General features: G+C 62.2%; 25 protein-coding genes and 1 other RNA gene. 11 read left to right on the plus strand and 15 right to left on the minus strand.

All coding sequences use genetic code 11. The features are described from left to right. Positions 1-145 precede the first annotated feature (145 nt). The 4 genes from AC07SI_RS12140 to AC07SI_RS12155 form a co-directional block, all read right to left on the minus strand. Positions 146-1264 (minus strand): ABC transporter permease, encoded by a 1119-nt coding sequence (locus tag AC07SI_RS12140; RefSeq protein ID WP_065902356.1) that lies wholly within the window; start codon positions 1262-1264, stop codon positions 146-148. Further along, positions 1264-3981 carry a ribosome-associated ATPase/putative transporter RbbA gene (rbbA, locus tag AC07SI_RS12145; protein ID WP_495005788.1) on the minus strand — a complete coding sequence of 906 codons (2718 nt, stop codon included), beginning with the start codon at positions 3979-3981 and terminating at the stop codon, positions 1264-1266. Before rbbA ends, AC07SI_RS12140 begins: the two co-directional genes overlap by 1 nt. Next, on the minus strand, positions 3978-4943 hold the full coding sequence (locus tag AC07SI_RS12150; RefSeq protein WP_495005789.1) for an HlyD family secretion protein: 966 nt from the start codon (positions 4941-4943) through the stop codon (positions 3978-3980). The genes rbbA and AC07SI_RS12150 overlap by 4 nt, the downstream gene beginning before the upstream one ends. 141 nt (positions 4944-5084) lie before the next feature. Further along, complete coding sequence (locus AC07SI_RS12155; protein WP_495005790.1) at positions 5085-5534, minus strand: EVE domain-containing protein; 450 nt, start codon at positions 5532-5534, stop codon at positions 5085-5087. 195 nt (positions 5535-5729) lie between these two features. On the opposite strand from AC07SI_RS12155, the gene AC07SI_RS12160 reads away from it, so the two are divergent. Continuing rightward, a complete protein-coding gene (locus tag AC07SI_RS12160; RefSeq protein WP_010207387.1) occupies positions 5730-5879 on the plus strand; it encodes a hypothetical protein in 150 nt (49 codons plus the stop codon). A gap of 8 nt (positions 5880-5887) precedes the next feature. Here the strand turns inward: AC07SI_RS12160 and AC07SI_RS12165 are convergent, their stop codons facing one another. From AC07SI_RS12165 to AC07SI_RS12180, 4 genes are all read right to left on the minus strand, one after another. Beyond that, positions 5888-6517 (minus strand): 5-formyltetrahydrofolate cyclo-ligase, encoded by a 630-nt coding sequence (locus AC07SI_RS12165; protein ID WP_201146459.1) that lies wholly within the window; start codon positions 6515-6517, stop codon positions 5888-5890. Positions 6518-6574: 57 nt separating this feature from the next. After that, positions 6575-6753: non-coding RNA, 6S RNA (ssrS, locus tag AC07SI_RS12170), on the minus strand. A 30-nt stretch (positions 6754-6783) separates the two neighbouring features. Further along, complete coding sequence (locus AC07SI_RS12175) at positions 6784-7101, minus strand: cell division protein ZapA (RefSeq protein WP_003176812.1); 318 nt, start codon at positions 7099-7101, stop codon at positions 6784-6786. Next, positions 7098-7307, minus strand: coding sequence for a TIGR02449 family protein (locus tag AC07SI_RS12180; protein ID WP_007982902.1), 210 nt, complete (start codon positions 7305-7307; stop codon positions 7098-7100). Before AC07SI_RS12180 ends, AC07SI_RS12175 begins: the two co-directional genes overlap by 4 nt. 138 nt (positions 7308-7445) lie before the next feature. On the opposite strand from AC07SI_RS12180, the gene AC07SI_RS12185 reads away from it, so the two are divergent. The 9 genes from AC07SI_RS12185 to gcvH all read left to right on the plus strand — a co-directional run bounded on the left by AC07SI_RS12185 (position 7446) and on the right by gcvH (position 16837). Beyond that, complete coding sequence (locus AC07SI_RS12185) at positions 7446-8003, plus strand: YecA/YgfB family protein (protein WP_065902346.1); 558 nt, start codon at positions 7446-7448, stop codon at positions 8001-8003. Positions 8004-8023: 20 nt separating this feature from the next. Further along, positions 8024-9346, plus strand: coding sequence for a Xaa-Pro aminopeptidase (gene pepP, locus AC07SI_RS12190; protein WP_065902344.1), 1323 nt, complete (start codon positions 8024-8026; stop codon positions 9344-9346). Beyond that, positions 9343-10530: a 2-octaprenyl-6-methoxyphenyl hydroxylase gene (gene ubiH / locus AC07SI_RS12195; protein WP_065902342.1), complete on the plus strand. Its 1188-nt coding sequence runs from the start codon at positions 9343-9345 to the stop codon at positions 10528-10530. Before pepP ends, ubiH begins: the two co-directional genes overlap by 4 nt. Then, complete coding sequence (locus tag AC07SI_RS12200; protein WP_495005791.1) at positions 10523-11008, plus strand: DUF4442 domain-containing protein; 486 nt, start codon at positions 10523-10525, stop codon at positions 11006-11008. The genes ubiH and AC07SI_RS12200 overlap by 8 nt, the downstream gene beginning before the upstream one ends. Before the next feature lie 9 nt (positions 11009-11017). Continuing rightward, a complete protein-coding gene (locus AC07SI_RS12205) occupies positions 11018-12235 on the plus strand; it encodes a 2-octaprenyl-3-methyl-6-methoxy-1,4-benzoquinol hydroxylase (RefSeq protein WP_201146458.1) in 1218 nt (405 codons plus the stop codon). A gap of 139 nt (positions 12236-12374) precedes the next feature. Then, positions 12375-13379, plus strand: coding sequence for an extracellular solute-binding protein (locus tag AC07SI_RS12210; protein WP_495005792.1), 1005 nt, complete (start codon positions 12375-12377; stop codon positions 13377-13379). Between the two features lie 166 nt (positions 13380-13545). After that, positions 13546-15162, plus strand: a complete 1617-nt coding sequence (locus AC07SI_RS12215; protein ID WP_106802341.1) for an ABC transporter permease — start codon at positions 13546-13548, stop codon at positions 15160-15162. A gap of 156 nt (positions 15163-15318) precedes the next feature. Continuing rightward, positions 15319-16401, plus strand: a complete 1083-nt coding sequence (gene gcvT / locus AC07SI_RS12220; protein ID WP_106802342.1) for a glycine cleavage system aminomethyltransferase GcvT — start codon at positions 15319-15321, stop codon at positions 16399-16401. A 52-nt stretch (positions 16402-16453) separates the two neighbouring features. Next, on the plus strand, positions 16454-16837 hold the full coding sequence (gcvH, locus tag AC07SI_RS12225) for a glycine cleavage system protein GcvH (protein ID WP_065902330.1): 384 nt from the start codon (positions 16454-16456) through the stop codon (positions 16835-16837). Positions 16838-16939: 102 nt separating this feature from the next. On the opposite strand, the gene AC07SI_RS12230 is transcribed toward gcvH, so the two are convergent. The 6 genes from AC07SI_RS12230 to AC07SI_RS12255 all read right to left on the minus strand — a co-directional run bounded on the left by AC07SI_RS12230 (position 16940) and on the right by AC07SI_RS12255 (position 22186). Next, the gene (locus AC07SI_RS12230) at positions 16940-18082 is read right to left on the minus strand and encodes a DegT/DnrJ/EryC1/StrS family aminotransferase (RefSeq protein WP_065902328.1); all 1143 of its coding nucleotides are present in this window, start codon (positions 18080-18082) and stop codon (positions 16940-16942) included. Positions 18083-18245: 163 nt separating this feature from the next. Then, positions 18246-18560: a DUF2388 domain-containing protein gene (locus AC07SI_RS12235; RefSeq protein WP_003176799.1), complete on the minus strand. Its 315-nt coding sequence runs from the start codon at positions 18558-18560 to the stop codon at positions 18246-18248. A gap of 69 nt (positions 18561-18629) precedes the next feature. Further along, the gene (locus AC07SI_RS12240; RefSeq protein WP_065902326.1) at positions 18630-19076 is read right to left on the minus strand and encodes an NfeD family protein; all 447 of its coding nucleotides are present in this window, start codon (positions 19074-19076) and stop codon (positions 18630-18632) included. A 10-nt stretch (positions 19077-19086) separates the two neighbouring features. Then, positions 19087-20007: an SPFH domain-containing protein gene (locus tag AC07SI_RS12245; RefSeq protein ID WP_065902324.1), complete on the minus strand. Its 921-nt coding sequence runs from the start codon at positions 20005-20007 to the stop codon at positions 19087-19089. 77 nt (positions 20008-20084) lie between these two features. Further along, positions 20085-21764, minus strand: coding sequence for a GspE/PulE family protein (locus AC07SI_RS12250; RefSeq protein ID WP_495005793.1), 1680 nt, complete (start codon positions 21762-21764; stop codon positions 20085-20087). Positions 21765-21847: 83 nt separating this feature from the next. Continuing rightward, complete coding sequence (locus AC07SI_RS12255) at positions 21848-22186, minus strand: ACT-like domain-containing protein (protein WP_495005794.1); 339 nt, start codon at positions 22184-22186, stop codon at positions 21848-21850. A gap of 127 nt (positions 22187-22313) precedes the next feature. On the opposite strand from AC07SI_RS12255, the gene AC07SI_RS12260 reads away from it, so the two are divergent. Then, entirely contained in the window at positions 22314-22784 is a 471-nt protein-coding gene (locus AC07SI_RS12260; RefSeq protein WP_065902318.1) for an Lrp/AsnC family transcriptional regulator, read from the plus strand. 83 nt (positions 22785-22867) lie between these two features. On the opposite strand, the gene AC07SI_RS12265 is transcribed toward AC07SI_RS12260, so the two are convergent. After that, positions 22868-24235, minus strand: coding sequence for a CYTH domain-containing protein (locus AC07SI_RS12265; RefSeq protein WP_065902316.1), 1368 nt, complete (start codon positions 24233-24235; stop codon positions 22868-22870). Between the last annotated feature and the right edge of the window lie 93 nt (positions 24236-24328).

A 24328-nucleotide genomic window follows, 5' to 3' on the forward strand; every position in this document is an offset into this window, starting at 1 on the left:
CGTTGGGTGGCGAAGCCGCCCCAAAACCGTACGCCTCGGTTTGTCTGAAGAAATGTGAAACTTGATCAGGGCTGCTGCGCAGCCCAACGCTGGGCAAGCCCGCTCGCCACAACAAGCCCGCTCGCCGAGAACCGGTTCATAGACGTTAGGAGGCCAGGCTTTTACGGAACCTGGCCAACGCCACCGCAAAAAACAGCAAGCCAATCCCCGCCAGCGCCAACAAGTCAGGCCACACCACGCTCACCCCCGCATCCCGAAACAGAATCGCCGCGCTCAGGCTCACAAAGTGTGTCGAGGGCGAGCCCTGCATCACCCACTGCAACCATTCCGGCATGCTGTCCAGCGGCGTGCTACCGCCGGAGAGCAACAGCATCGGGATGATCACCGGGATCGCCAGCAAGCCGAACTGTGGTGTCGAGCGGGCGAGGGTGGCGAGGAAGATACCCAGCGCGGTGCTGGCAAACAGGTACAGCGCCGTCACCAACAGAAACAGGCTCAGGGATCCGGCCAGCGGCACGCCGAGCAAGCCTTTGACCACCACCTCCAGCGACAGCCAGGTACACAGCACCACCACCAGCATGTTGCTCCAGATTTTCGCCAGCATGATTTCCAGTGCCGTCAGCGGCAGCACCAGCAGGTGATCAAGGGTGCCGTGCTCGCGCTCGCGCAGCAGCGCGGTGCCGGTCAGGACGATGGCGAGGATGGTGATGTTGTTGACGATCTGGATCACCGCCAGGAACCAGCCGCCCTCCAGGTTGGTGTTGAACAGCGCCCGGGTGGTCAGCAGGGCGGGCGTCTTGCTCGCAGCATCGGTTTGACCGCTGTAGTTGAGCAATTCGCGCTGGAAAATCCGCCCGATGTAGCCCGCGCCCATGAATGCCTGGCTCATCGCCGTGGCGTCGACATTCACCTGCACGCCTGGCTGGCGACCGGCCAACAGGTCGGCCTGGAAGTTTGCCGGCACGTTGATCACGAAGGTGTATTCACCGCTGTCCATGACCTTGTCCAACTGGTCGTAGGCCAGCGGCGCAGGCGTCTGGAACTCCGGTGGTTGCAGCGCTTCGGCCATCTGCCGTGAAAGTGCACTGTGGTCTTCATCGACAAATGCCACGCTGGCGTTGTGCACGCCAATCACCGAGCCGGCGGCGGGCATGTAGATGGCCACGGTAAAGGCGTAGAACAGAAACAGCAGCAGCACGCTGTCATGACGCAGGCTGGTGAGTTCCTTGAGGCCCAGGCGCAGGATGTGAGAGAGCGTGTGCATCAGGCCTCCTGCTTCTTGAGCATGACCAGGCTCAGCCCGGTGAACCCGACGAAAAATCCGAACAGCGCCAGGCACTGTGGCCATAACTGGCGCAGGTCGAGGGCTTTGGTGAAGGTGCCCACGGCAATATCCAGGAAGTGCCCGGCCGGAAACAGCGTGCCCATCAGGGCGGCCGCACCTTCCAGGGATGAGCGCGGCACGATCAGGCCGGAGAACTGGATGGTCGGCAGGCTGGTGATGATCATGGTGCCGAGGATCGCGGCGATCTGGGTGCGGGTGAATGCGGAAATCAGCAGGCCCATGCTGGTGGTGGCCAGCACGTACAGCAGGCCGCCGAATGCCAGGGTCAGGCCGCTGCCCTTGAATGGCACGCCGAACAGACAGCGGTTCATCGCCACCAATAGCGCCAGGTTGACCAGGCTCACCGCAAGGTACGGCGCCTGTTTGCCGAGCAGGAATTCCAGGCGGGTCAGCGGTGTGGCGTAGAAGTTGGTGATCGAGCCCAGTTCCTTCTCTCGCACGATGCCCAGGGCGGTGAGCATTGCCGGGATAAACGCCAGGATCAGTGCCATCACTCCCGGACCGATGGCATTCACGCTGACCACGTCCTGGTTATAGCGAAAGCGCGTTTCGAGTTTGACGGCAGCCTGGCTGCTGCGGGGCAGGCTGCTCAGTTCGGCCAGTTGCTGGAGATTGCCCTGGTGCACCGCTTCCACGTAGTTACGGCTGGTTTCCGCCCGAAACGGCATGCCACCGTCGAGCCACGCAGCCACCGTGGGTTGGCGACCGGCGTAGAGGTCACGCCCGAAACCCGGCGGGATTTCCAGGGCCAGTTTGATTTCCGAACGTTGCAGGCGCCGGTGCAACTCGGTGGCGTCGCGGATGGCGGGTTGTTCGGCGAAATAGCGCGAGCTGCGAAAGGCTTCCAGGTAGGCGCGGCTTTGCGGCGTCTGGTCCTGGTCGTAGACGGCGAAAGCGAGATTTTCCACGTCCAGGGAAATGCCGTAGCCGAAGATCACCATCATGAACATCGCCCCAAGCAGGGCGAACGCCATGCGCACCTTGTCGCGCAGCAGCTCCTTGCCTTCACGGCTCGCCACCGCCAACAGACGCGAGAGGCTGAAACCGCGCTTGCTGACCGGCGGCGTGCTGGTTTCGCTGACGGTTTGCGCGGGCGCAGTGGGTTCGGCTTCGCCCTGGGCTTGCTCCAGGCAGGTGACGAATGCGGCCTCCAAGGTGTCGCCGTGGAACTGCCGCTGCAGCGCGTCCGGCGTATCACAGGCCAGCACCTTGCCCGCATGCATCAAGGAGATGCGATCGCAGCGTTGGGCTTCGTTCATAAAGTGGGTGGACAGGAAAATCGTCACGCCTTGTTCGCGCGACAGCTCGACCAACAGCCGCCAGAAATCATCCCGCGCTGCCGGGTCGACGCCCGAGGTCGGCTCATCGAGGATCAGCACTTCCGGGCGGTGCAGCACCGCCACTGCCAAGGACAAACGTTGGCGCAGGCCCAGAGGCAGTTCCCCGGACGGCTGCTCGGCGACGTCACCGAGGTCGAAGCGCTGGATCAGATCATCGATGCGCGGGCCGCTGTCGGCCTTGGGCAGATCGAACAATTGCGCGTGCAACACCAGGTTCTGGCGCACGCTGAGTTCGCCGTACAGCGAGAAACTCTGCGACATGAAGCCCACACGCTTGCGGGTGGCCAGGTCCTTGGCATTCACCGGATTGCCCAGCAGCATGGCACTGCCTTCAGTGGCTGGCATCAGCCCGGTGAGGACTTTCATGGTGGTGGTCTTGCCACATCCGTTGGAACCGAGGAAGCCGAAAATCTCTCCCCGCCCAATCGCGAAGCTGACCTTGTTCACCGCAGTGAAATCCCCAAAGCGCAGGGTCAGGTCGTGGGCTTCGATGGCGATATCAGTGATAGCGTTTTCCCTTGGCGGGATCACCAGTGGCTGGTTGTTGTGGGCGCTGTCGCCCTGGAAGTGCGTAAAGGCTTCATCCAGTTTGCCGCTGGGTGTCGTCGCCGCCAGGTCCCGGCTCAGGCCATCGGCGATCAGCTTGCCACGGTCGAGCATCAGGCAATGTTCGAACTGCTCGGCCTCTTCCATGTAGGCCGTGGCCACCAGCAATGTCAGTTGCGGGCGCTCGCTGCGCACGGTTTCCACCAGTTCCCAGAAGCGCCGGCGCGACAGCGGGTCGACGCCGGTGGTGGGTTCGTCGAGGATCAACAGGTCCGGGTCGTGGATCAGCGCACAGCACAGGCCGAGCTTCTGTTTCATCCCGCCGGAGAGCTTGCCGGCAGGGCGCTCGGCGAAACGGGCGAGGTCGGTGGCCAGCAGCAGGTTGTGCATGCGCTGGTCGCAATCGGCTTTCGACAGGCCGAACAGTGTCGCGAAGAAGCGAATGTTCTCGCTGATCGACAGTTCGGGATACAGGTTGCCGCCCAGGCCCTGGGGCATGAACGCGATGCGCGGGTAGAGGCTGTTGCGATGACGACGATCGGCGATGGAGCCGCCGAGCACTTCCAACTGGCCGTCCTGCAATTTCTTGACCCCGGCGATCAGCCCCAGCAGGCTCGACTTGCCCGCGCCATCCGGGCCGATCAGCCCGCAGCGAGTGCCCGCGGGCAGGCTGAAGGCGATGTCCAGCAGTGCCTGTTGTTTGCCGTAGCGGTGGTTGATCCCGGTCGCGTGCAGCGCCAGGCCGGTCATTGCAGGTTGGCCGGCCAGTCGATATCAGCCGTACGCACATAGCCAGCGCCGGGCATGCCGGGCTTGGCTTGCGGCACGGCGCTGGGTTCGGTCAGGCGCAGTTTGACGCGAAACACCAGTTTCTGGCGTTCGTCGCGGGTTTCGACTTCCTTGGGGGTGAACTGGGATTTGGCCGCGACAAAGCTGATCTTGGCCGGCAGCGGCTGATCGGGCAGGGCGTCGAGCAGCACGCGCGCCTCACTGCCGACGGTCAGGCGACCGGTGACGGAGGCGGGCAGGTAGAGGTTCATGTACTGGTCCTGCGGATCGATCAACAACAGCACGCGCCCCCCGGCGCCAAGCACTTCACCGGGCTCGGCCAGGCGCAGCTGGATAATCCCGTCGATGGGCGCGCGCAGGCTGCTGTCATCGATTTCGCTGGTGAGCTGGGCGACCTGGGCCTGGGCGGCGCCAATCGCGGCTTTCACCGAATTGACCTGGGCTTGCGCGGCAATCACGGCGGCATTGCCGGTGTTCTGGCGTGCCTGCTGTTGATCGATCAACTGGCTGCTGGCGAAGCCGCGCTTGTACAACTCCTGGGTCCGCTTGAGTTCCTGGTTGGCGAGCAATTGCTCGCTCTGGCGCAGTTGCACATTGGCCTCGGCGGCGGCGAAGTTTTCCCTGGCGCGCAGCACCTCGGCTTCGGCCTGGGCGCGCTGGGCCTCCAGGGTGCGGGTGTCCATGCGGGCCAGCAGTTGGCCCTTGAGCACTTTGTCGCCTTCATCCACCCGCACTTCGGCGAGGCGCCCGGGGATCTTTGCGGCGATCTGCACTTCAGTGGATTCCAGGCGGCCGTTACCCATGCTCAGGCCTTCGGGCAGGCGGTCCTGGGTGGACTTCCAGTAACCGAAGCCGCCGGCGGCGACCAGTAACAGGATCAGCAGCGTGGCAAATAGCTGGGAGGTGCGGGGGTTCGTCGACATGGGTGCATCCTGCGGCGTTAGCGTCCTAGTTTGACCGGTGTTGCCTCAGCGGGCCTTGATACCGGTCAAATGAAGCGCAAGCCTAACCCGGTTACCGTGCAGATGCATGCGCCGGGAGCGTGACCGCAGGGTTCTGCTCTATCAGCGCAGTGCGATTATCGCCGACCATTGCTCGGCAGTGACCGGCATCACCGAGAGGCGGCTGCCTTTTTGCACCAGCGGCAGTTCGGCAAGTGCGGCCTGTTGCTTCAAGTAGCCAAGGCCCAGCACGTTGGCAAACGTTTCGACATGGGCGACGTTGATCGCACTCCACGGATTTTTCTCGGCGCTGGCCTTGGCGTCGAAATAGTGGCTGTCGGGTTCCAGTGCGGTGGGATCCGGGTACGCCGCCGCGACGATTTTGCCGATGCCGGCGATGCCTGGCTCGGGGCAACTGGAGTGGTAGAAGAAAAATTGGTCACCCACCGCCATGGCGCGCAGGAAATTTCTCGCCTGGTAGTTGCGCACCCCGTCCCAGCGGGCTTCGCCAAGCTTTTCCAGGCCTTTGATGGAGAGTTCGTCGGGCTCGGATTTCATCAGCCAGTAGGCCATTTTTGGGCTCCTGAAACAGGCATTGGGAAAGTTGTCAGGCAATTCCATGACAAACCGACAGTCGGTTGGCGCCAAGGTTTGCGTGTTGGTTCACGTTAACGCAGAATGCCGGGATTTTAAGCTTGACGCAGCTGCAACGGACTACTTTGGAACGTTGTTGTCATCGTGTACGAGGTGCCTGAAGGGGGGCAATCGATGCAACGTAAACCGGATTTACTATGGATTTTGGTGATTTTGTTTGGTCTGGGTGTCGTGACCACCGGGTATGCGCAAAGCCTGTGGTCGAACAAGACCGATGCTCCCGTTGAACTGGCTCAACAGCAGCCACAGCCGTTCAAGCGTTAACCCTTCTTTCAAGGCGCCGCTGACTCCAGTGGCGCCTGTGCGATATACCATCCCTTGTCACTGACAGTGCCCGCCAACGGCACGTCCCAGCTCGCCTGCACCAGTCGTTCGACTTTCTGACATTCATGGGCCAGGCCCAGCAGCGTCGGCTTGCGCCAGCTTTGGCGACGAGCCAGATAGGCCAGGCTGCGGTCATAGAAACCGCCGCCCATGCCCAGGCGTCCGCCCGCGTCGTCGAATCCCACCAACGGCAGCAGCACCAGGTCCAGCGCCCAGACCTTGCGTTGCCGGCTGATATTGACCCGGGGCTCAAGGATGCGAAAACGGTTGGGCAAGAGTTTCTCCCCAGGCCGCACGCGCTGGAACACCATCTTGGTCCGTGGCCAGGCGCTGAGCACCGGCAGGTACGTGGCCTTGCCCCGGCGCTGTGCGGCACGCAGCAGCGGGCGCGGATCGATTTCACCGTCCGTCGGCAGGTACAAGGAAATATGTTTGGCCCGGCGAAACAGCGGGTGCTGTGCCAGTTGCCGATACAGGCCTTGGGCGGCCCGGCGCTGCTCGCTCGGCGTGAGGGCGCGGCGGGCGTTGCGCAACATGCGTCGAAGTTGCGGACGGGAAAGCGGCGCAGGTTCGGTCATGGTTTTTCGGCTCATAAAACAATGCCAGTCCTGGGACTGGCATTGATTTTGGAATTCAGGCTCCCCGACAGAGCCGCTGTCGACTTAGCCCTTGAACCCGAAAGTTCAAGGTGGAAGAAGCAGTAGGCTTTAAGGCTTTCCGTCTAGCGGACATGCACACCAGCCCAACGTGCAACTTCCAGGGTAGTGCGAATCGGCTCAGGGACATCGCCGACTGGCAAACACGCCAGGGAGTGGGGCGAGTATACCCTAAACCGTCTCGGCAATCAGCCCTTGGGTGCGTCTGAATCGCTGGAAAGCACCAGATCAACACGTTCCAGCAGGTCACGCACCTGCTCGCGCGTCGAGCCGCTGGCCTGCACATCAGGGCGTTCCTGCTTATGCAGCAAATCGTGGGTGATGTTCAGCGCGGCCATCACGGCGATGCGATCGGCGCCGATGACTTTGCCGCTGCTGCGGATCTCACGCATCTTGCCGTCCAGGTAGCGGGCGGCGCTCACCAGGTTGTTGCGCTCTTCCTGCGGGCAGATGATCGAATACTCTTTGTCGAGGATCTGCACGGTGACGCTATTGCTTGAACTCATGAGTCTTGCTCCAGGGCCTTCAGGCGCGAAATCATCGATTCGACCTTACGCCGGGCGATTTCGTTTTTTTCAATGAGGTGAGCGCGTTCCTCGCGCCAGGTCTTTTCCTGAGCTAATAGGAGTCCGTTTTGACTCTTAAGTTGCTCGACCCGAGTAATTAGCAATTCGAGTCTGGCCATCAGCGCTTGCAGGTCGGTGTCTTCCATTGGGTTCCACTGGATTTGTCTGATGAATGGCAACTGCAGGATAAACGATCTGACGCCCTTGATAGTCTTGGTACGTCTGCCGGTGCTAGGATACAGCGCTCCATTCTAGACATTGCGCCGTCTGGCGCCTAGCTCACCATGCCCATTCAGAACTCCCCGTACGACGCTTTTTCCAAACTGCTGAGCTCCAGCGGCCACCCTTGCTCGCCTGCCGAACTGCACGGCGTGTTGCTCGGTCGCAGCTGCACCGGCGTGGGCTTCGATGCCGACAACTGGCTGGCCGACGTGGCCGAGCTGCTGGAAACCGAACCGACCGAAAACGTGCGTAACGCGCTGATCGGCCTGCAAGAGATGGTCAAGGGCGAACTGACCGGTGATGACGTCACCGTGGTCCTGCTGCTGCCGACCGATGACGCGCCACTCGCCGACCGTGCTGCCGCACTGGGCCAATGGTGCCAGGGTTTCCTGCACGGCTTCGGCGTGAATGCCGGCGGCCTGGACCTGAGCACCGATGCCCAGGAAGTGCTGCAGGACCTGGCGGCCATCTCCCAGGTGCAAGACGCCCTGGAAGAGTCCGAAGACGGCGAAAGCGACTACATGGAAGTCATGGAATACCTGCGCGTCGCGCCGCTGCTGCTGTTCACCGAGACCAAGAAGTCCGCTGAACCGGCCGCCCCCAAGCCGTCGCTGCACTAAGAAAGGACACCCCTCTGCCCATGATCCATATCCCCAAAGCGGAATACACCCGGCGCCGCAAGGCGCTCATGGCGCAGATGGAACCCAACAGCATCGCGATCCTGCCGGCCGCCGCCGTGGCCATTCGCAATCGCGATGTCGAGCATGTCTATCGCCAGGACAGCGACTTCCAGTACCTCAGCGGTTTTCCCGAGCCCGAAGCGGTGATCGTGCTGATGCCCGGTCGCCAGCATGGCGAGTACGTGCTGTTCTGCCGCGAACGCAATGCCGAACGCGAACTGTGGGACGGCCTGCGCGCCGGCACCGAAGGCGCGGTGCGTGACTTCGGCGCCGACGATGCTTTCCCCATCACCGATATCGACGACATTCTGCCCGGCCTGATCGAAGGTCGCGACCGGGTGTACTCGGCCATGGGCAGCAATGCCGAATTCGACCGGCACCTGATGGAGTGGATCAACGTGATCCGCTCTAAAGCGCACCTGGGCGCCCAGCCGCCGAACGAGTTTGTTGCCCTGGATCATCTGCTGCACGACATGCGCCTGTATAAATCGGCGGCAGAAGTGAAGGTGATGCGCGAGGCCGCGCGAATCTCCTGCGCCGCCCACGTGAAGGCGATGCAAGCCAGCCGCGCCGGCCTGCACGAGTTCAGCCTGGAAGCCGAGCTGGATTACGAATTTCGCAAGGGCGGCGCGAAGATGCCGGCCTATGGCTCCATCGTCGCCGCCGGGCGCAACAGCTGCATCCTGCATTACCAGCAGAATGATGCGGTGCTCAAGGACGGCGACCTGGTGCTGATCGATGCCGGTTGCGAGATCGATTGCTACGCCAGCGACATCACGCGCACCTGGCCGGTCAATGGCAAGTTTTCCCCGGAACAGAGGGCAATCTACGAGATTGTGCTGGCTTCCCAGGAAGCCGCCTTTGCCGAGATCGCGCCAAATAAACACTGGAACCAGGCCCATGAGGCAACGGTGCAAGTCATCACCGCGGGGCTGGTAAAGCTGGGACTGCTGCAGGGTGACGTCGACGAACTGATCGCCAGCGAAGCCTACAAACCGTTCTATATGCACCGCGCCGGCCACTGGCTGGGCATGGATGTGCATGACGTGGGCGAGTACAAGGTGGGCGGCGAGTGGCGCGTGCTGGAAGTCGGCATGGCGTTGACCGTGGAACCGGGCATCTATATTTCACCGGATAACCAGGCCGTGGCGAAGAAATGGCGTGGCATTGGCGTACGTATCGAGGACGACGTGGTGGTGACCAAGCAAGGCTGTGAAATTCTGACCGGCGGCGTGCCCAAGGCTGTCGCCGAGATTGAAGCACTGATGGCGGCTGCCCGATGAGCCGGGTCAACCTGGCGATTATCGGTGGCGGCCTGGTGGGTGCCAGCCTGGCGCTGGCATTGCAGGCCGGGGCCAAGGCGCGGGGCTGGAAGATCGTGCTGATCGAACCCTTCGCGCCGGGCGACAGCTATCAGCCAAGCTACGATGCGCGCTCTTCGGCGCTGTCGTTCGGGGCCCGGCAGATCTATCAGCGGCTGGGCATCTGGCAGGACATTTCCCGCCGCGCCGAGCCGATCAAGCAGATTCATGTGTCGGACCGTGGGCGGTTCTCCACCGCACGCCTGTCCGCCATGGAGGAGGGGGTCCCGGCCCTCGGCTACGTGGTGGAAAACGCCTGGCTGGGCCAATGCCTGTGGCAGGGCCTGGACAAAGACGTGGTGAGCTGGCGCTGCCCGGCGGAAGTCACGCGCATGGAACCGCTGCCGGATGGCTATCGCCTGACCCTCAATGATGAAACCGTGCTTGAGTGCGACCTGGCGGTGCTGGCCGATGGCGGCCGCTCCGGCTTGCGCGAGCAACTGGGCATCGGCGTGAAAACCCGCCCCTACAACCAGAGCGCGCTGATCGCCAACATCACTCCGAGCGAAGCCCATAACGGCGAAGCGTTCGAGCGCTTTACCGATGAAGGCCCGATGGCCTTGCTGCCGCTGCCGGACAACCGCTGCGCGCTGGTCTGGACCCGCATCGGCATGGACGCACAGCGCCTTGCCAACCTTGATGAGCGCAGTTTCCTGAGCGAACTGCAGGGTGTGTTCGGCTACCGCCTGGGTACCCTGAAGCAAGTGGGTGCGCGTCATCTGTATCCGCTGACCCTGGTGGAAGCCGAAGAACAAGTGCGCTCGCACCTGGCGATCCTCGGCAACGCCGCCCACAGCCTGCATCCGATTGCCGGGCAGGGGTTCAACCTGTCCCTGCGTGATGCGAATGCCTTGGCCGAGGCGTTGTTGGCCGGGCCGGCGGTGCCGGGTGACCTGGCGACCTTGCAAGGCTATCGCGAGCGCCAGCGTCTCGACCAGCAACTGACCGTGGGCTTCTCCGACCAGGTCACGCGGCTGTTTGGCAGTGCGCAACCGTTGGTCGCGCTGGGTCGCAATATGGGGCTGCTGGGGCTGGACCTATTGCCCCCGGCCAAGCGCTGGTTCGCCCGTCAGGCCATGGGCCTGGGCACGCGTCCCAATGCGTAGCTGGCTGACCCGGCGTGTCGGCAAGGCGCGGCTGCTGCGCTGGTTCTTGACCCTGTACCCGCCGTACCTCGGCGCGGGCGTGCGTGTGCAGGTGCTCAGTGCCGACTTTCGGCATGCCAAGGTGCGCATGGACCTGGGCTGGTACAACCGCAATTACGTGGGCACGCAGTTTGGCGGCAGCCTGTATTCGATGGTCGACCCGTTCTACATGCTGCTGTTGATGGAAAACCTGGGCCGCGACTATATCGTCTGGGACAAGGCCGCGAGCATCGACTTTGTCTCGCCAGGCAAGGGCCCGGTGTATGCCGAGTTTTCCATCGACGACGCCTTGCTCGATGAGATTCGTCGACAGACCGAGGGTGGCGAGAAGTACCTGCCGCATCTCAAAGTGCAGATTCATGACGGCTCCGGCACCCTGGTGGCGCGGGTCGACAAAACCCTTTACGTGCGGCGCAAGCCGCCAGCGAGACAGGCTTAAAGCATGGACATGCGCGCAGATGTGCTGATTGTCGGGGCCGGAATGGTCGGAAGCGCCCTGGCGCTGGCGTTGCAAGGCAGTGGCCTGCAGGTGCTGCTGCTGGATGGCAGCCCGCTGAGCGTCAAGCCGTTTGACCCCGAAGCGGCCTTCGAGCCACGGGTGAGCGCCTTGTCGACCGCCAGCCAGCGCATCCTTGAACGCCTGGGTGTGTGGAACGGCATCGTCTCGCGACGTGCCAGCCCTTACGGCGAGATGCAGGTGTGGGATGGCAGCGGCACCGGGCAGATCCACTTTTCGGCGGCCAGCGTGCATGCCGAGGTGCTCGGGCACATCGTCGAGAACCGCGTTGTGCAGGATGCCTTGCTCGATCGCTTGCACGACTGCGACCTGGGCCTGTTGGCCAATGCGCGCCTGGAGCAGATGCGCCGCTCCGGCGACGACTGGCTGCTGACCCTGGCCGACGGTCGCAAGCTGCGCGCGCCGCTGGTGGTGGCCGCCGATGGCGCCAACTCCGCGGTACGCCGCCTGACCGGCACCGCGACCCGCGAATGGGATTACCTGCATAACGCTATCGTTACCAGCGTGCGCAGCAGCCAACCGCACCAGCGCACGGCGTGGCAACGCTTTACCGACACCGGCCCGCTGGCGTTCTTGCCGCTGGCGCGCGATGGCCAGGAAGATTGGTGCTCGATTGTCTGGTCGACCACACCGGCAGAATCCGAACGCCTGATGGCGCTGGATGACGAAAGCTTTTGCCGTGAACTCGAGCGCGCCTTTGAGGGGCGACTCGGCACGGTGATCAGTGCCGACCCGCGCGTCTGCGTGCCATTGCGTCAGCGTCACGCCAAGCGCTATGTGGCCGAAGGCCTGGCGCTGATCGGCGATGCGGCCCACGTGATCCACCCGTTGGCGGGGCAGGGCGTGAACCTGGGCTTTCTTGACGCGGCGGTGCTGGCCGAGGTGCTGTTGTCGGCGACCGAACGCGGCGAGCGCCTGGCCGATGTGAAAGTGCTGAGCCGCTATGAACGCCGGCGCATGCCCCACAACCTGGCACTGATGGCGGCGATGGAGGGCTTTGAGCGCCTGTTCCAGGCCGACCAACTGCCGTTGCGCTGGTTGCGCAATGCGGGCTTGAAGCTGGTCGACCAGATGCCGGAAGCCAAGGCGGTGTTTGTGCGCCAGGCGTTGGGCCTGACCGGCGATCTCCCGGAACTGGCCAAGCCATGAGCTCAACGCGACCTGTGTAGGCGCCGGCTTGCCGGCGATGAGGCGAGCCTCGTGCAACATCTGGTAACGCCTCCGCCAAGCGCCACTAAATGTGAGTCCTTATCATTTGTCTTCTTTTTGCAAATGAGAGACCGCACCCATGTTGGCACCCAAGCGCCTCCTGACTGCCCTGGCACTCACCCTTGTCGGCAGCACCACCGTGCAGGCCGCCGATGAAGTCGTGGTCTACTCCTCGCGCATTGACGAACTGATCAAGCCGGTGTTCGACGCCTACACGCAGAAGACCGGTGTAAAGGTGAAGTTCATTACCGACAAGGAAGCCCCGCTGATGCAGCGCATCAAGGCCGAGGGCGAGAACGCCACCGCCGACCTGTTGCTGACCGTCGACGCCGGCAACCTCTGGCAGGCCGAGCAAATGGGCATCCTGCAGCCGTTCACCTCCGCGGTAATCGACAAGAACATCCCCCTGCAATACCGCTCCTCAAACCACGCCTGGACCGGTTTGAGCCTGCGCGCGCGGACCATTGCCTATTCAACCGACCGGGTCAAACCGGGTGACCTGACCACTTATGAGGCCTTGGCCGACAAGCAATGGGAAGGCCGCCTGTGCCTGCGCACGGCGAAGAAGGTCTACAACCAGTCGCTGACCGCGACCCTGATCGAAACCCATGGTGCGGCCAAGACCGAAGAAATCGTCAAGGGCTGGGTCAACAACCTGTCCACCGATGTGTTCTCGGACGACATCGCGGTACTGGAGGCGATCAACGCCGGCCAGTGCGACGTGGGTATCGTCAACACCTACTATTACGGCCGCCTGCACAAGCAGAACCCGGCGCTCGCGGTGAAGCTGTTCTGGCCAAACCAGGGCGACCGTGGCGTGCATGTGAACCTGTCGGGTATCGGCCTGACCAAAAACGCGCCACACCCGGAAGCCGCCAAGGCCTTGGTGGAGTGGATGACCACGCCTGAGGCGCAGAAGATCTTTGCCGATGTAAACCAGGAATTCCCGGCCAACCCGGCGGTACCGCCGTCGGCCGAAGTGTCGACCTGGGGCAAGTTCGTCGCCGACACCTTGCCGGTTGAAGTCGCGGGCAAGCGCCAGGCCGAGGCGATTCGTTTGATGGATCGGGCGGGTTGGAACTGAGTACAATTTTCAAGACACCGCCGATCTAATTGTGGGAGCGGGCTTGCTCGCGAAAGCGCCGTGTCAGTCGATACCTGAGTGACTGATACACCGCTTTCGCGAGCAAGCCCGCTCCCACATTGGTTAGCGGCGCCTTCAAAATCTTTATTTTTCTGAGAGCTTCTCCTTGGCCCACCCCGCCCAACGCCGCTGGTACCTGCCGGTCTTCACCGTCGCTGCCCTGGTGCTGCTGCCGCTGAGCGTACTGTTGCTGTCCTGGCAAAGCATCGATGCGCAAATCTGGTCCCATCTGTGGGAAACCCAGATGCCTCGCCTCTTGGGCAACACCCTGACCCTGGTGCTGGGGGTTGGCGTCGGCGTCACCCTGTTGGGCGTGAGCCTGGCCTGGCTGACCAGCCTCTGCGAATTCCCCGGCAGGCGCTGGCTGGATTGGGCGTTGATGTTGCCCTTCGCCATTCCCGCCTATGTGCTTGCGTTTGTGTTCGTCGGCTTGTTGGACTTCGCCGGCCCGGTGCAAACCCTTCTGCGCGAATGGTTTGGCACCGGCTTGCGCCTGCCGCGAGTTCGATCAACCAGCGGCGTGATCATTGTGTTGGTGCTGGTGTTCTATCCCTACGTGTACCTGCTGGCGCGCACCGCGTTTCTGGCCCAGGGCAAAGGCCTGATGGAAGCCGCGCGGGTGCTGGGGCAGTCGCCCTGGCAAGCGTTCTGGCGTGTGGCTTTGCCCATGGCGCGGCCGGCGATTGGCGCGGGTGTGGCGCTGGCATTGATGGAGACCCTGGCGGATTTCGGCGCGGTCTCGGTGTTCAACTTCGACACCTTCACCACCGCCATCTACAAGACTTGGTACGGCTTTTTCAGTCTGTCCAGCGCGGCGCAGCTGGCCAGCCTGTTGCTGCTGGTGGTGATGCTGGTGCTGTATGGCGAGCGGCGCGCACGGGGTGCCAGCCGCCCAGGCAATGAACGACCACGGGGTAAAGCCCTGTATCACTTGCGAGGGTTCAAGGCGGTCGCGGCCAGCAGTTGGTGTGGCCTGGTGTTTGCCTGTGCCTTTGTGATTCCGATGCTGCAACTGGTCGCCTGGTTCTGGCAGCGTGGCCGCTTCGACCTGGATGAACGTTATTCAGGCCTGATCGTGCATACCCTCTACCTGGGCGGCATCGCGGCGCTGATCACCGTCAGCGTGGCGTTGCTGTTGGCGTTCGCCAACCGCCTGGCGCCGACCCGGGCGATTCGCTCCGGCATCAGCCTGGCCAACGTCGGCTATGCCCTGCCGGGCTCGGTGCTGGCTGTGTCGATCATGCTGGCGTTCAGTTACCTGGACCGTGAGCTGGTGGTGCCGCTGTCGGCATGGCTCGGCGGCGCGGGCAAGCCCTTGCTGTTGGGTAGCCTGTCGGCGCTGGTGCTGGCGTATCTGGTGCGTTTCCTGGCGGTGGCCTATGGTCCGCTGGAAAACAGCCTGGCACGCATCCGCCCGTCCCTGCCGGAGGCGGCTCGCAGTCTCGGGGTGAGTGGTCCACGACTGTTTTGCAAAGTGTATCTGCCGCTGTTGCTGCCCGGGACATTGAGCGCGGCGCTGCTGGTATTTGTCGATGTGCTCAAGGAAATGCCGGCAACCCTGCTGATGCGGCCTTTTGGCTGGGACACTCTGGCCGTGCGGATTTTCGAAATGACCAGCGAAGGGGAGTGGGCGCGGGCGTCATTACCGGCCTTGACCCTGGTGTTGGTGGGCTTGCTGCCGGTGATCGGGCTGATCCGACGCTCTGCCCGGCAAATCGGTTAGGTGCCAGTCCTACGGCTTGAGGCTACAATGCGCGGCATTCGGTGCGGTCCGTCTTTCGGATCGAGTCGCTGTGCGTGGCTGCAGGCCTTGTAAATCAAGGTGTCCAGCGCGGACGGCAACGCTGCGCACCTTCGCCACGCCCGGAAGGAGAAACCCATGGGACAGCGTACGCCTCTGTATGACCTGCATCTCGCCCTAGGCGCGAAAATGGTCGATTTTGGCGGTTGGGATATGCCTCTGCACTACGGCTCGCAAGTTGAAGAACACCATCAGGTGCGACGCGACTGCGGGGTGTTTGATGTATCTCATATGACCGTGATCGATGTCACCGGCCCCCAGGCCAAGGAATGGCTCCAGCACCTGCTGGCCAATGATGTCGATCGTTTGCATGGCTGCGGCCGTGCGCTCTACAGCGCCATGCTCAATGAGCAGGGCGGAGTAGTGGACGACATGATCGTCTACCGTACCGAAACCGGCTATCGCCTGGTGGTCAATGCTGCCACCCGCGACCAGGACATGGCCTGGATGCAGGCGCAGTTGGGCAGCTACCCGGTGCAGCTGCATGAGCGCCCCGAGTTGGCCATGCTGGCCATTCAAGGCCCGCACGCCCGGCAGAAGATCGCCGAACTGGTGACCCAGGCGCGCGCCACCCTGATCCACCAGCTCAAGCCCTTCGAAGGCCAGGCCGATGGCGACTGGTTTATCGCCCGCACCGGTTATACCGGTGAAGACGGCCTGGAAATTGTGCTGCCTGCCGATCAGGCCCCGGGCTTCTTCAATGACCTGGTGGGTGCCGGTATTTCACCCATCGGCCTTGGCGCCCGCGATACGCTGCGCCTGGAAGCCGGCATGAACCTGTACGGCCAGGATATCCACCAGGACGTTTCGCCGCTGGCGGCCAACATGGCCTGGAGCATTGCCTGGGAGCCGGCCGAACGCGAGTTCATCGGGCGCGCCGCGCTGGAAGCTGAACTGGCGGCGGGTGTGCAGTTCAAACTGGTCGGGCTGGTGCTTGAAGAGCGCGGGGTTTTACGCGCTCATCAGGTGGTTCGTATCGCCAATGTTGGCGAAGGAGAGATCACCAGTGGTAGTTTCTCTCCTACGCTGAGCAAATCCATTGCCCTGGCGCGTGTACCGACGGCGACAGCCGATCGGGCCGAAGTGGAAATCCGCGGCAAGTGGTACCCGGTTCGAGTGGTCAAGCCGACCTTCGTGCGCCATGGCAAAACCCTGATCTAACTATTTCCGGCAGGCCAAAGGCCGCTGACATTACTTCTTGAGGACACAGATTATGAGCGATATCCCTGCCGACCTGCGTTTTGCTGAAAGTCACGAATGGGCTCGTCTGGAAGCTGACGGCACGGTGACTGTCGGTATTTCCGACCACGCTCAGGAAGCGCTGGGGGACGTGGTGTTTGTTGAGCTGGCCGAGGTTGGCGCCCAGTTTGGCGCGACTGATCAGGCGGGTGTGGTGGAGTCGGTCAAGGCCGCTTCGGATATCTATGCCCCGGTGGCAGGCGAAGTGATTGCCGTCAACGAAGAGCTGAGTGGTAGCCCTGAGCTGCTGAACTCTGACCCGTATGGCGCGTGGATCTTCAAGCTCAAGCCAAGCAACCCGGCTGACCTGGAAAAACTGCTGGACGCCGCCGGCTACAAAGCTGCCATCGGCGAGTAAACCATGTAGGCGCTGGCTTGCCTGCGATGCGGGCACCTCGGTGTATCAGTGATACCCAGGTGATGCAATCGCAGGCAAGCCAGCGCCCACAGTCGATTGTGACTAGCCGGCTTGCAGCACTGCCTTGACGGCTGCCACCGAACGCTCCACATCTGCCTCTGTCATCGCCGTAAACATCGGCAACGACACGATCAAACGTCCCACACGCTCGGCTACCGGAAACATGCCTTCCTTGAATCCCTGCGCCCGATACAGGCTCAGCAGGTGGATCGGCGGGTAGTGATAGCCAATGCCGACGCCATGGGCTTGCATCTGCTCCATGAAGGTGGCGCGGGCGGGCAGGCCGTCCTGACGCTCCGGCAGCACCAGCTGGAACAGGTGCCAGTTACTGTTCTCGAAGTCCGCCGGCGGCAATTGCGCGCCATACTTTTCCTCGAAGTCGCTGCCAAAGCACTTGAAGTAGTGTCGCGCCAGATTCTGGCGATGGGCGGTGATTTTCTCGATATGCGCGAACTGCCCCAAGCCGATGGCGGCGGCGATATCGGTCATGTTGAACTTGCCGCCCAGCACATCCACATCCAGGCCGTCGAAACCCGTGCGGGTGACGCCCTGCAGGCGATATTTTTCTGCCAGGCGCGCTTCTTCAGCGTTATTCAGCACCAGGCAACCGCCCTCGGAAGAGGTGATGTTCTTGTTGGCCTGGAAGCTGAACGACACGAAGTCACCCGTGGCCCCAATGCGCTCGCCATCCCAGCTGGAACCCAGCGCCTGGGCCGCGTCTTCAATGATGCGCAAGTTGTACTTGTTAGCCAGGGCATAGAGCATCGGCATATCCAGCGGCAGACCGGCGAGGTACACCGGGATGATCGCCTTGGTACGCGGGGTAATCGCTGCTTCGACCTGGGCCAGGTCGATATTGCGAGTGACCGGGTCGATGTCGGCGAACACCGGCGTGGCGCCCACTTCCAGGATCACGTTGGCCGTGGCAACCCAGGAGATCGGCGTGGTGATGACTTCATCACCTGGGCCGATGCCTGCGATGCGCAGGGCTATCTCCATGGTGCAGGTGCCCGAGTTGAACGTACGCACCGGGCGACCGCCAAAGTATTCCGACAGCTGCGCCTCGAATGCCTGCACTTTTGGCCCGCTGGTGATCCAGCCCGAGCGCAATACGTCGCCCACCGCCGAGATGGTGGCTTCATCAATGGTAGGTTTGGAAAATGGCAGAAAAGGCTGTTGGCTCATGACGACGAAGGCATCCGTTTCAGATTGGCGATGAGTAGGCAAGGTATCAGTACCGGCATGGTTGCACGGCTAGACTGAATATAGCCTGTCATCCGTGAATGAATCGTCGTGTCACGGGCAAAAAAATGCCGCTTTATCAGCGGCATTCTTCAGGGAGTGAAAATCACTCGGTGACAGCGTTTTTCGCGAGGATGGCGTTGGCCAGCTCCATGTCCGTGGCCTGCAGGCCAGGGTTATCGGCGCGGACTTTCTGCATCGCAGCTTCCAGGTAAGGGCCACGGATGCCGCCGTCGCTGGCAACAAAGCTGCCGGCGTCGTCTTGTGCGGCGACCACCAGCTTGTGGTCCTTGAAAGTCAGGTACGTCGAGCCGGTGGTGGCGCCCGACGAGATGACATTGCGCCAGAAGCTGTCGGCCATGGCTGAACCGACAGGGAGGGAAAGCACAGCAAGGGTTGCGACAGCATATTTGAGACGCATGATGGGTGACTCCGGGTGGGTTATCTGTACTTTATGATTGTAGTAAGCCCAGCCGAGTTCCATCACTGACTAAACAGTTTCAACCTTCAATACTGCACCTTCCCGCCCAATTACCCGTACGTGAGCGCCTACAGGGCTGTCGGGACCGGTGACCATCCACACGCCATCGCCGACTTTTACCTTGCCGCGACCCTCGACAATTGCCTGATGCACCACAAAGGTGCGCCCGACCAGCTCGGAACCACGCTCGTTCAGCCCCGGTTGGTCACTGACCTTGGCGCTGCTGCGCTGGCGTTTCCACCAGTACACCGCCGTGAGAATCGACAATACGGCGAACAGCAGCAACTGCCATTCCAGTCCCAAGGGCGGGACCAGGAACTTGATCACGCCAACTGCGGCTGCTGCGATGCCCATCCACAGCAGGTAGCCACCAGCGCCGAACACCTCGAGTATCAACAGCACGGTGCCGAGTGCCAGCCAATCCCAGAATGACAAATTCAGCAGGAAATCCCACATGGCGATGGCCTCAGCCTTTCTTGCTGTCGAACGTTGCCTTGACGATCTCACCGATACCGCCGACCGCGCCGATTACTTGGCTGGCTTCCAGCGGCATCAGAATGACCTTGCTGTTGTTGGCCGAAGCCAGCTTGCCCAAGGCGTCGATGTATTTTTGCGCGACGAAGTAGTTGACCGCCTGCACGTTGCCCGATGCGATCGCCTCCGACACCACCTGGGTGGCGCGCGCTTCGGCTTCGGCCTGGCGCTCGCGGGCCTCGGACTCAAGGAAGGCCGCCTGACGGCTACCTTCGGCTTCGAGGATCTGCGCTTGCTTCTTGCCTTCGGCGGTCAGGATCGCCGATGCGCGCAGGCCTTCGGCCTCGAGGATTTGTGCACGCTTGATCCGCTCGGCTTTCATCTGGCCGGACATGGCAGCCATCAGGTCGGCGGGCGGGCTGATGTCCTTGATCTCGATACGGGTGATCTTGATACCCCAGGGGGCGGTGGCTTCATCCACGGTTTTCAGCAGTTTTTCGTTGATGCCGTCACGCTGGCTGAGCATCGCATCCAGCTCCATCGAGCCGAGCACCGTACGGATATTGGTTTGCAGCAGGTTGCGGATGGCGTGCTCGAGGTTGTTGACCTCGTAGGCGGCCTGGGCGGTATTGACGACCTGGAAGAAGCACACGGCGTCGATCTGCACGGTGGCGTTGTCGGCGGTGATCACTTCCTGCGGCGGGATATCCAGCACGCTTTCCATCACGTTGATCTTGCGACCGATGCGGTCCATGACCGGGATGATGATGTTCAGGCCGGGCTTGAGGGTGTTGGTGTAGCGGCCAAAGCGCTCGACCGTCCACTGGTAGCCTTGGGGCACTACCTTGAAACCCATGAAGAGGATGGCGACGGCCAACCCCACGAAAAGAAGCAGTACGGTTCCGATCTGCATAGCGATTCCTTATCTAAGAATGTCAGTAAAACGACAGTCGGCCGATTGTAACGGGGTTGTCACCGATAAAGACGCTTTCACCGCGCAACCAGCAAAGGATTTGTTACCGAATCCCCAGGCGTTACCCGTAATACCTCCGCTAGCGAGGTGAGCCCCGCCTTTACCTTGTGCATGCCGGCCATGCGCAAGCTGCACATGCCCTGGGCAATGGCCGCCTGACGCAGGGCGTGCACATCGGCACCGGGCGTGATCAGGGCCTTGAGGTGTTCAGTCATGACCATCACCTCGTAGACCCCGGCACGGCCGCGGTAGCCGCTGTGTCGGCACTCCACGCAACCGCTGGCCTCGTGGGTGTCATCCATGGCGCGCTTGCAGTGAGGGCATAACAGGCGCACCAGGCGCTGTGCCATGACTCCCAGTAGCGTAGCCTTGATCAAATAATGAGCAATTCCCAGTTCCTGCAGGCGGCTGATGGCACCCGGTGCATCGTTGGTATGCAAAGTCGACAGCACGAGATGTCCGGTCAGCGCAGCCTGGATCGCCATTTCTGCGGTTTCCTGGTCGCGAATCTCGCCGATCATGATGATGTCCGGGTCCTGGCGCAGCAGGGCGCGGATGCCGCTGGCGAAGGTCAGGCCGATGCTGTGCTGCACCTGCATCTGGTTGAACGAAGGCTCAACCATCTCTATCGGGTCTTCCACGGTGCACAGGTTGACCTCGCGGGTCGCCAGTTGCTTGAGCGTGGTGTAAAGGGTGCTGGTTTTGCCTGAGCCAGTCGGCCCGGTCACCAGGATGATGCCATTGGCCTGGCGGGTCATGGCCTGCCAGCGTTGCTGGTCGTCGCTGGAAAGGCCCAATTGGTCAAAATCCCTGAGCAGCACCTGCGGGTCGAAAATCCGCATCACCAGTTTCTCGCCAAACGCGGTGGGCAAGGTCGAGAGGCGCAGCTCAACTTCCGCACCTGTCGGGCTCTTGGTCTTGATCCGACCGTCCTGGGGTTTGCGTTTGTCCGCGACGTTCATGCGGCCCAGGCTTTTCAAGCGGCTGACCACCGCCATCGTGACCTGGGGCGCAAACTGATAAACGTCGTGCAACAGCCCGTCGATGCGAAAGCGCACCCGGCCCTGGTCGCGGCACGGTTCGACATGGATATCACTGGCCCGTTGGCCGAATGCGTACTGCAACAGCCAGTCGACGATATTGACGATATGCGCGTCATTGGCATCTGCCTCCTGGTCACTGGCACCGAGGTTGAGCAGGTCTGCAGTGCCGGGCGTCGCGACCTTTTGCTCTGCGCCACTGACGGACTTCGCCAACCGATAAAACTCGCCGATGCAGCGTTGGATCTCTTGCGGGTTGGCCACCCTGCGCTGGATCGAGCGCTTGAGCACTTGGGCAAGTCCGGCTTCCCAGCTGGTGATATAGGGCTGGGCGCTGGCGACCGTGACGGTCTGCGCATCCACCGCGACCGCCAGGATGGCGTGGCGTTGGGCGAAGGCGTAGGACATCAGCGGCACAATCGTCGCCACGTCGATCTTCAGCGGGTCGATGCGCAGATACGCTTGCCCGACATGCTCGGCCAGCCACTGGGTCAGGGTTTCCAGGCAGGGGCCTTCGGCAGCGATACATTCCAGTGGATGCCGGCTGTGACTGGCCGGCAGGGTCGACAACCGTTGCGCCACCTCGGGTGTGACCAGCCCATCGTCGACCAATGCCGGCAGCAGTTGATGCAGTTCCAATCGACGGTCAAGGGGCATGCGGGTTTCCTGGCTGGCAGCGGATGTAAGCTACACGCTAGCCAGCGCCTGGATATCTTCCTCCCCGCGTGTATTGCAGCCTTTTACCGAATCGCTGCCACCAGCGCCTGAGCCCCTACGCAGTCGGCTTGGTCCACGTGCAGCGAGCACACGCTGATCAGGTTTCGAATCTTTTCACCGATCACTTGGGCGCGGTGCCAGCTCAGGCCATCCATGACGATTTCGATGTACAGCAGGTCTGCCTCGCGGTTCACCGACACCTGCGCGGGGGTGAGGAACTGCAGGGCGAAATAGTTGAGTACCCGGCACACCACATCGGGTTCAGCCTCGGCAACGATCTGATAATGCGCCTGGCAATGGGCGCTGCTGACGGCCCATGCATCGACGCGGGTGGCAGGGTGGGTGGTTTCGACGGCGTGCATGCTGACTCTCCAGATTCGACTGGAGAAATTTTTACATTCGTCACCGGAGATTTCTTATCTAAGATGGGCGCAATTGACGATTAATAAACTCAATCAATTCAAGATAAGCATCAGAACAGGTATTTTTATGCATAGCGAATTGGACGCCTACGACCGCCGTATCCTGGCCCTGCTGCAAGAGGATGCCTCGCTTTCCAGCGCGCAGATCGCCGAGCAGGTCGGCCTGTCCCAGTCGCCGTGCTGGCGGCGTATCCAGCGGCTCAAGGAGGAGGGCGTGATCCGTGGCCAGGTCACCCTGCTGGATCGCAAGAAGATCGGCCTCAACACGCAGATTTTCGCCGAGATCAAACTCAACGCCCACGGGCGGTCCAACTTCACGGAGTTCACCGAGGCGATTCGCGGGTTTCCGGAAGTGCTGGAGTGCTATGTGCTGATGGGGGCGGTGGATTTTCTGTTGCGCATCGTGACGGCGGATATTGAGGCGTACGAGCGGTTTTTCTTCGAAAAACTGTCGATGGTGCCGGGGATCCAGGAGGTCAACTCGATTGTCGCGTTATCCGAGATCAAGTCGACCACCAGCCTGCCGGTCCTGCGCTGACCGAGCCGGCCGCATCGCGGCCAAGCCCGGCTCCCGCAAGGGAATGCATGCCAATGCAGGCGCCGGCTTGCTGGCGATAGCGCTTACAGACGCAGCAGGGTCTTCCACGCGCGGTTCTGATACACCGCAATCGCCTGGTGCATGCGCGCATCCAGCGATTCATCGGTGATCGGCTGGTTGGCCAGTTGCACCAGCTTGTTCAGCTCACCGTACAGACGGTCCAGTTCCGGAATGTCCACCACCTGGCGGGCATGATGCAGCCAGGCCTGGATGCGTTCGATACGCGGCAGTTGCTCGGCGAGGTCTTCCGGTTGCTGCTGGTAGCGCGGCAGTTGCAGGGCGACGGCATCGTCGGCGAGCAGGCGCGGCAGCCAGTTGGTGATTTGCGCGGCGCCCTGGCGGTTGCCACGCACATTGCGATCGGCCGTCCAGGCACGCGCCAGCAGCCAGCGCGAAGCGTTCAGTGAGAACAGGCCCCAGCGCACGTCGTCCAATTCTTCGATGAACTGCTCCGGCGCGGCTTTGCGAATGTCTTCATCGTCGTCACCGGCCTGCACCAGCGGGCGCCAGTCTTCCAGCAGGGCATCCAGTGCGCTGCGCAGTTCGCTGGTGGATTGACGCGGTGCGGCCTGGCCGAGGCTGCCGATCAGCGCACGCAATTCGCCGAGGTTGTCGACCCAGTCCTGCAACAGGCGCCAGTGACCATTGAAACGGTATTGCTCGGCCAGGCGCTGGCTGCTGCCCAACAGGTGCCACATGATCGCGGCGAATGCGTCATCCAACGGCATTTCGGCGTGCAACTGCGGCGCTGGCAGGCTCAGGGAGTAGCTGCTGGCGTCGTACAGGCGGTAGCCGCGCTCGGCCTTGCTGATGTCGCACGGCATCAGTGCGAGGGTGGCGGCCAACTCGGCGGCCAGTTCCAGCAGGGCCGCCGGTTCGCCTTCGCGCAGTTCCAGTTCCAGCTCGCAGATTTCTTCTTTCTGCTTGCCGACCACCACGTGGCCGAGGTCCAGGGCCGCTTCGATCACGACTTTGGCCTTGCCTCGGCCCCAGGCGATTTCGGCGCGCTCACGCACGAAGTCAGTGGTGAAGATTGGCTTGAGGGTCTTTTTATCCAGCTCGGCCAGTTGCTCGGGCCAGCAGTCGCCGTCGAGTTTCTTCACGTCGAGCTTGGCTTTGGGCAATTCCCAGTTGTACTCGTTACGTTCCGACAAACCGGCGACGCTCTGGCCACGGGTCTTGAGGGTCTGGATCACGTCGTCACCGTCCTTGCGCAGGCGCAGCGCGACCTTGGCCTGGGCCAGGTCGCGTTCGGGGGTGTCGAAGTACTGGTTCATCAACTCACGGCGTTCCCAGCCACTTTTGTTGCGTTTTTTCAGTAGCGGGTGCTCACGCAGCGCGGCGAGTGTTTCGCGGCTGACGCGGAGCTTGATTTCGGTTTCTTTCTGCATGGCCGGAAAATCCAGGATCGGGAGCGCAGCCGGGGAAAAGAGTGGCTGCCAAGGCCGTGCAGTGTACAGGACTGAGCCCGGCAACGCGCCGCA

Source organism: Pseudomonas sp. GW821-FHT05D12 (assembly GCF_059419825.1).

Excerpts from the sequence above, each read along its gene's own strand:
- AC07SI_RS12185 (WP_065902346.1), top strand. The coding sequence starts at position 7,446 with ATGCCCATTCAGAACTCCCCGTACGACGCTTTTTCCAAACTGCTGAGC.
- AC07SI_RS12165 (WP_201146459.1), bottom strand. The coding sequence starts at position 6,517 with ATGACCGAACCTGCGCCGCTTTCCCGTCCGCAACTTCGACGCATGTTG.
- AC07SI_RS12210 (WP_495005792.1), top strand. The coding sequence starts at position 12,375 with ATGTTGGCACCCAAGCGCCTCCTGACTGCCCTGGCACTCACCCTTGTC.
- AC07SI_RS12260 (WP_065902318.1), top strand. The coding sequence starts at position 22,314 with ATGCATAGCGAATTGGACGCCTACGACCGCCGTATCCTGGCCCTGCTG.
- AC07SI_RS12200 (WP_495005791.1), top strand. The coding sequence starts at position 10,523 with ATGCGTAGCTGGCTGACCCGGCGTGTCGGCAAGGCGCGGCTGCTGCGC.
- AC07SI_RS12240 (WP_065902326.1), bottom strand. The coding sequence starts at position 19,076 with ATGTGGGATTTCCTGCTGAATTTGTCATTCTGGGATTGGCTGGCACTC.
- AC07SI_RS12160 (WP_010207387.1), top strand. The coding sequence starts at position 5,730 with ATGCAACGTAAACCGGATTTACTATGGATTTTGGTGATTTTGTTTGGT.
- AC07SI_RS12180 (WP_007982902.1), bottom strand. The coding sequence starts at position 7,307 with ATGGAAGACACCGACCTGCAAGCGCTGATGGCCAGACTCGAATTGCTA.
- AC07SI_RS12230 (WP_065902328.1), bottom strand. The coding sequence starts at position 18,082 with ATGAGCCAACAGCCTTTTCTGCCATTTTCCAAACCTACCATTGATGAA.
- AC07SI_RS12250 (WP_495005793.1), bottom strand. The coding sequence starts at position 21,764 with ATGCCCCTTGACCGTCGATTGGAACTGCATCAACTGCTGCCGGCATTG.
- rbbA (WP_495005788.1), bottom strand. The coding sequence starts at position 3,981 with ATGACCGGCCTGGCGCTGCACGCGACCGGGATCAACCACCGCTACGGC.
- pepP (WP_065902344.1), top strand. The coding sequence starts at position 8,024 with ATGATCCATATCCCCAAAGCGGAATACACCCGGCGCCGCAAGGCGCTC.
- AC07SI_RS12175 (WP_003176812.1), bottom strand. The coding sequence starts at position 7,101 with ATGAGTTCAAGCAATAGCGTCACCGTGCAGATCCTCGACAAAGAGTAT.
- AC07SI_RS12245 (WP_065902324.1), bottom strand. The coding sequence starts at position 20,007 with ATGCAGATCGGAACCGTACTGCTTCTTTTCGTGGGGTTGGCCGTCGCC.
- AC07SI_RS12255 (WP_495005794.1), bottom strand. The coding sequence starts at position 22,186 with ATGCACGCCGTCGAAACCACCCACCCTGCCACCCGCGTCGATGCATGG.
- AC07SI_RS12155 (WP_495005790.1), bottom strand. The coding sequence starts at position 5,534 with ATGGCCTACTGGCTGATGAAATCCGAGCCCGACGAACTCTCCATCAAA.
- ubiH (WP_065902342.1), top strand. The coding sequence starts at position 9,343 with ATGAGCCGGGTCAACCTGGCGATTATCGGTGGCGGCCTGGTGGGTGCC.
- gcvH (WP_065902330.1), top strand. The coding sequence starts at position 16,454 with ATGAGCGATATCCCTGCCGACCTGCGTTTTGCTGAAAGTCACGAATGG.
- AC07SI_RS12265 (WP_065902316.1), bottom strand. The coding sequence starts at position 24,235 with ATGCAGAAAGAAACCGAAATCAAGCTCCGCGTCAGCCGCGAAACACTC.
- AC07SI_RS12235 (WP_003176799.1), bottom strand. The coding sequence starts at position 18,560 with ATGCGTCTCAAATATGCTGTCGCAACCCTTGCTGTGCTTTCCCTCCCT.
- gcvT (WP_106802342.1), top strand. The coding sequence starts at position 15,319 with ATGGGACAGCGTACGCCTCTGTATGACCTGCATCTCGCCCTAGGCGCG.
- AC07SI_RS12205 (WP_201146458.1), top strand. The coding sequence starts at position 11,018 with ATGCGCGCAGATGTGCTGATTGTCGGGGCCGGAATGGTCGGAAGCGCC.
- AC07SI_RS12150 (WP_495005789.1), bottom strand. The coding sequence starts at position 4,943 with ATGTCGACGAACCCCCGCACCTCCCAGCTATTTGCCACGCTGCTGATC.
- AC07SI_RS12140 (WP_065902356.1), bottom strand. The coding sequence starts at position 1,264 with ATGCACACGCTCTCTCACATCCTGCGCCTGGGCCTCAAGGAACTCACC.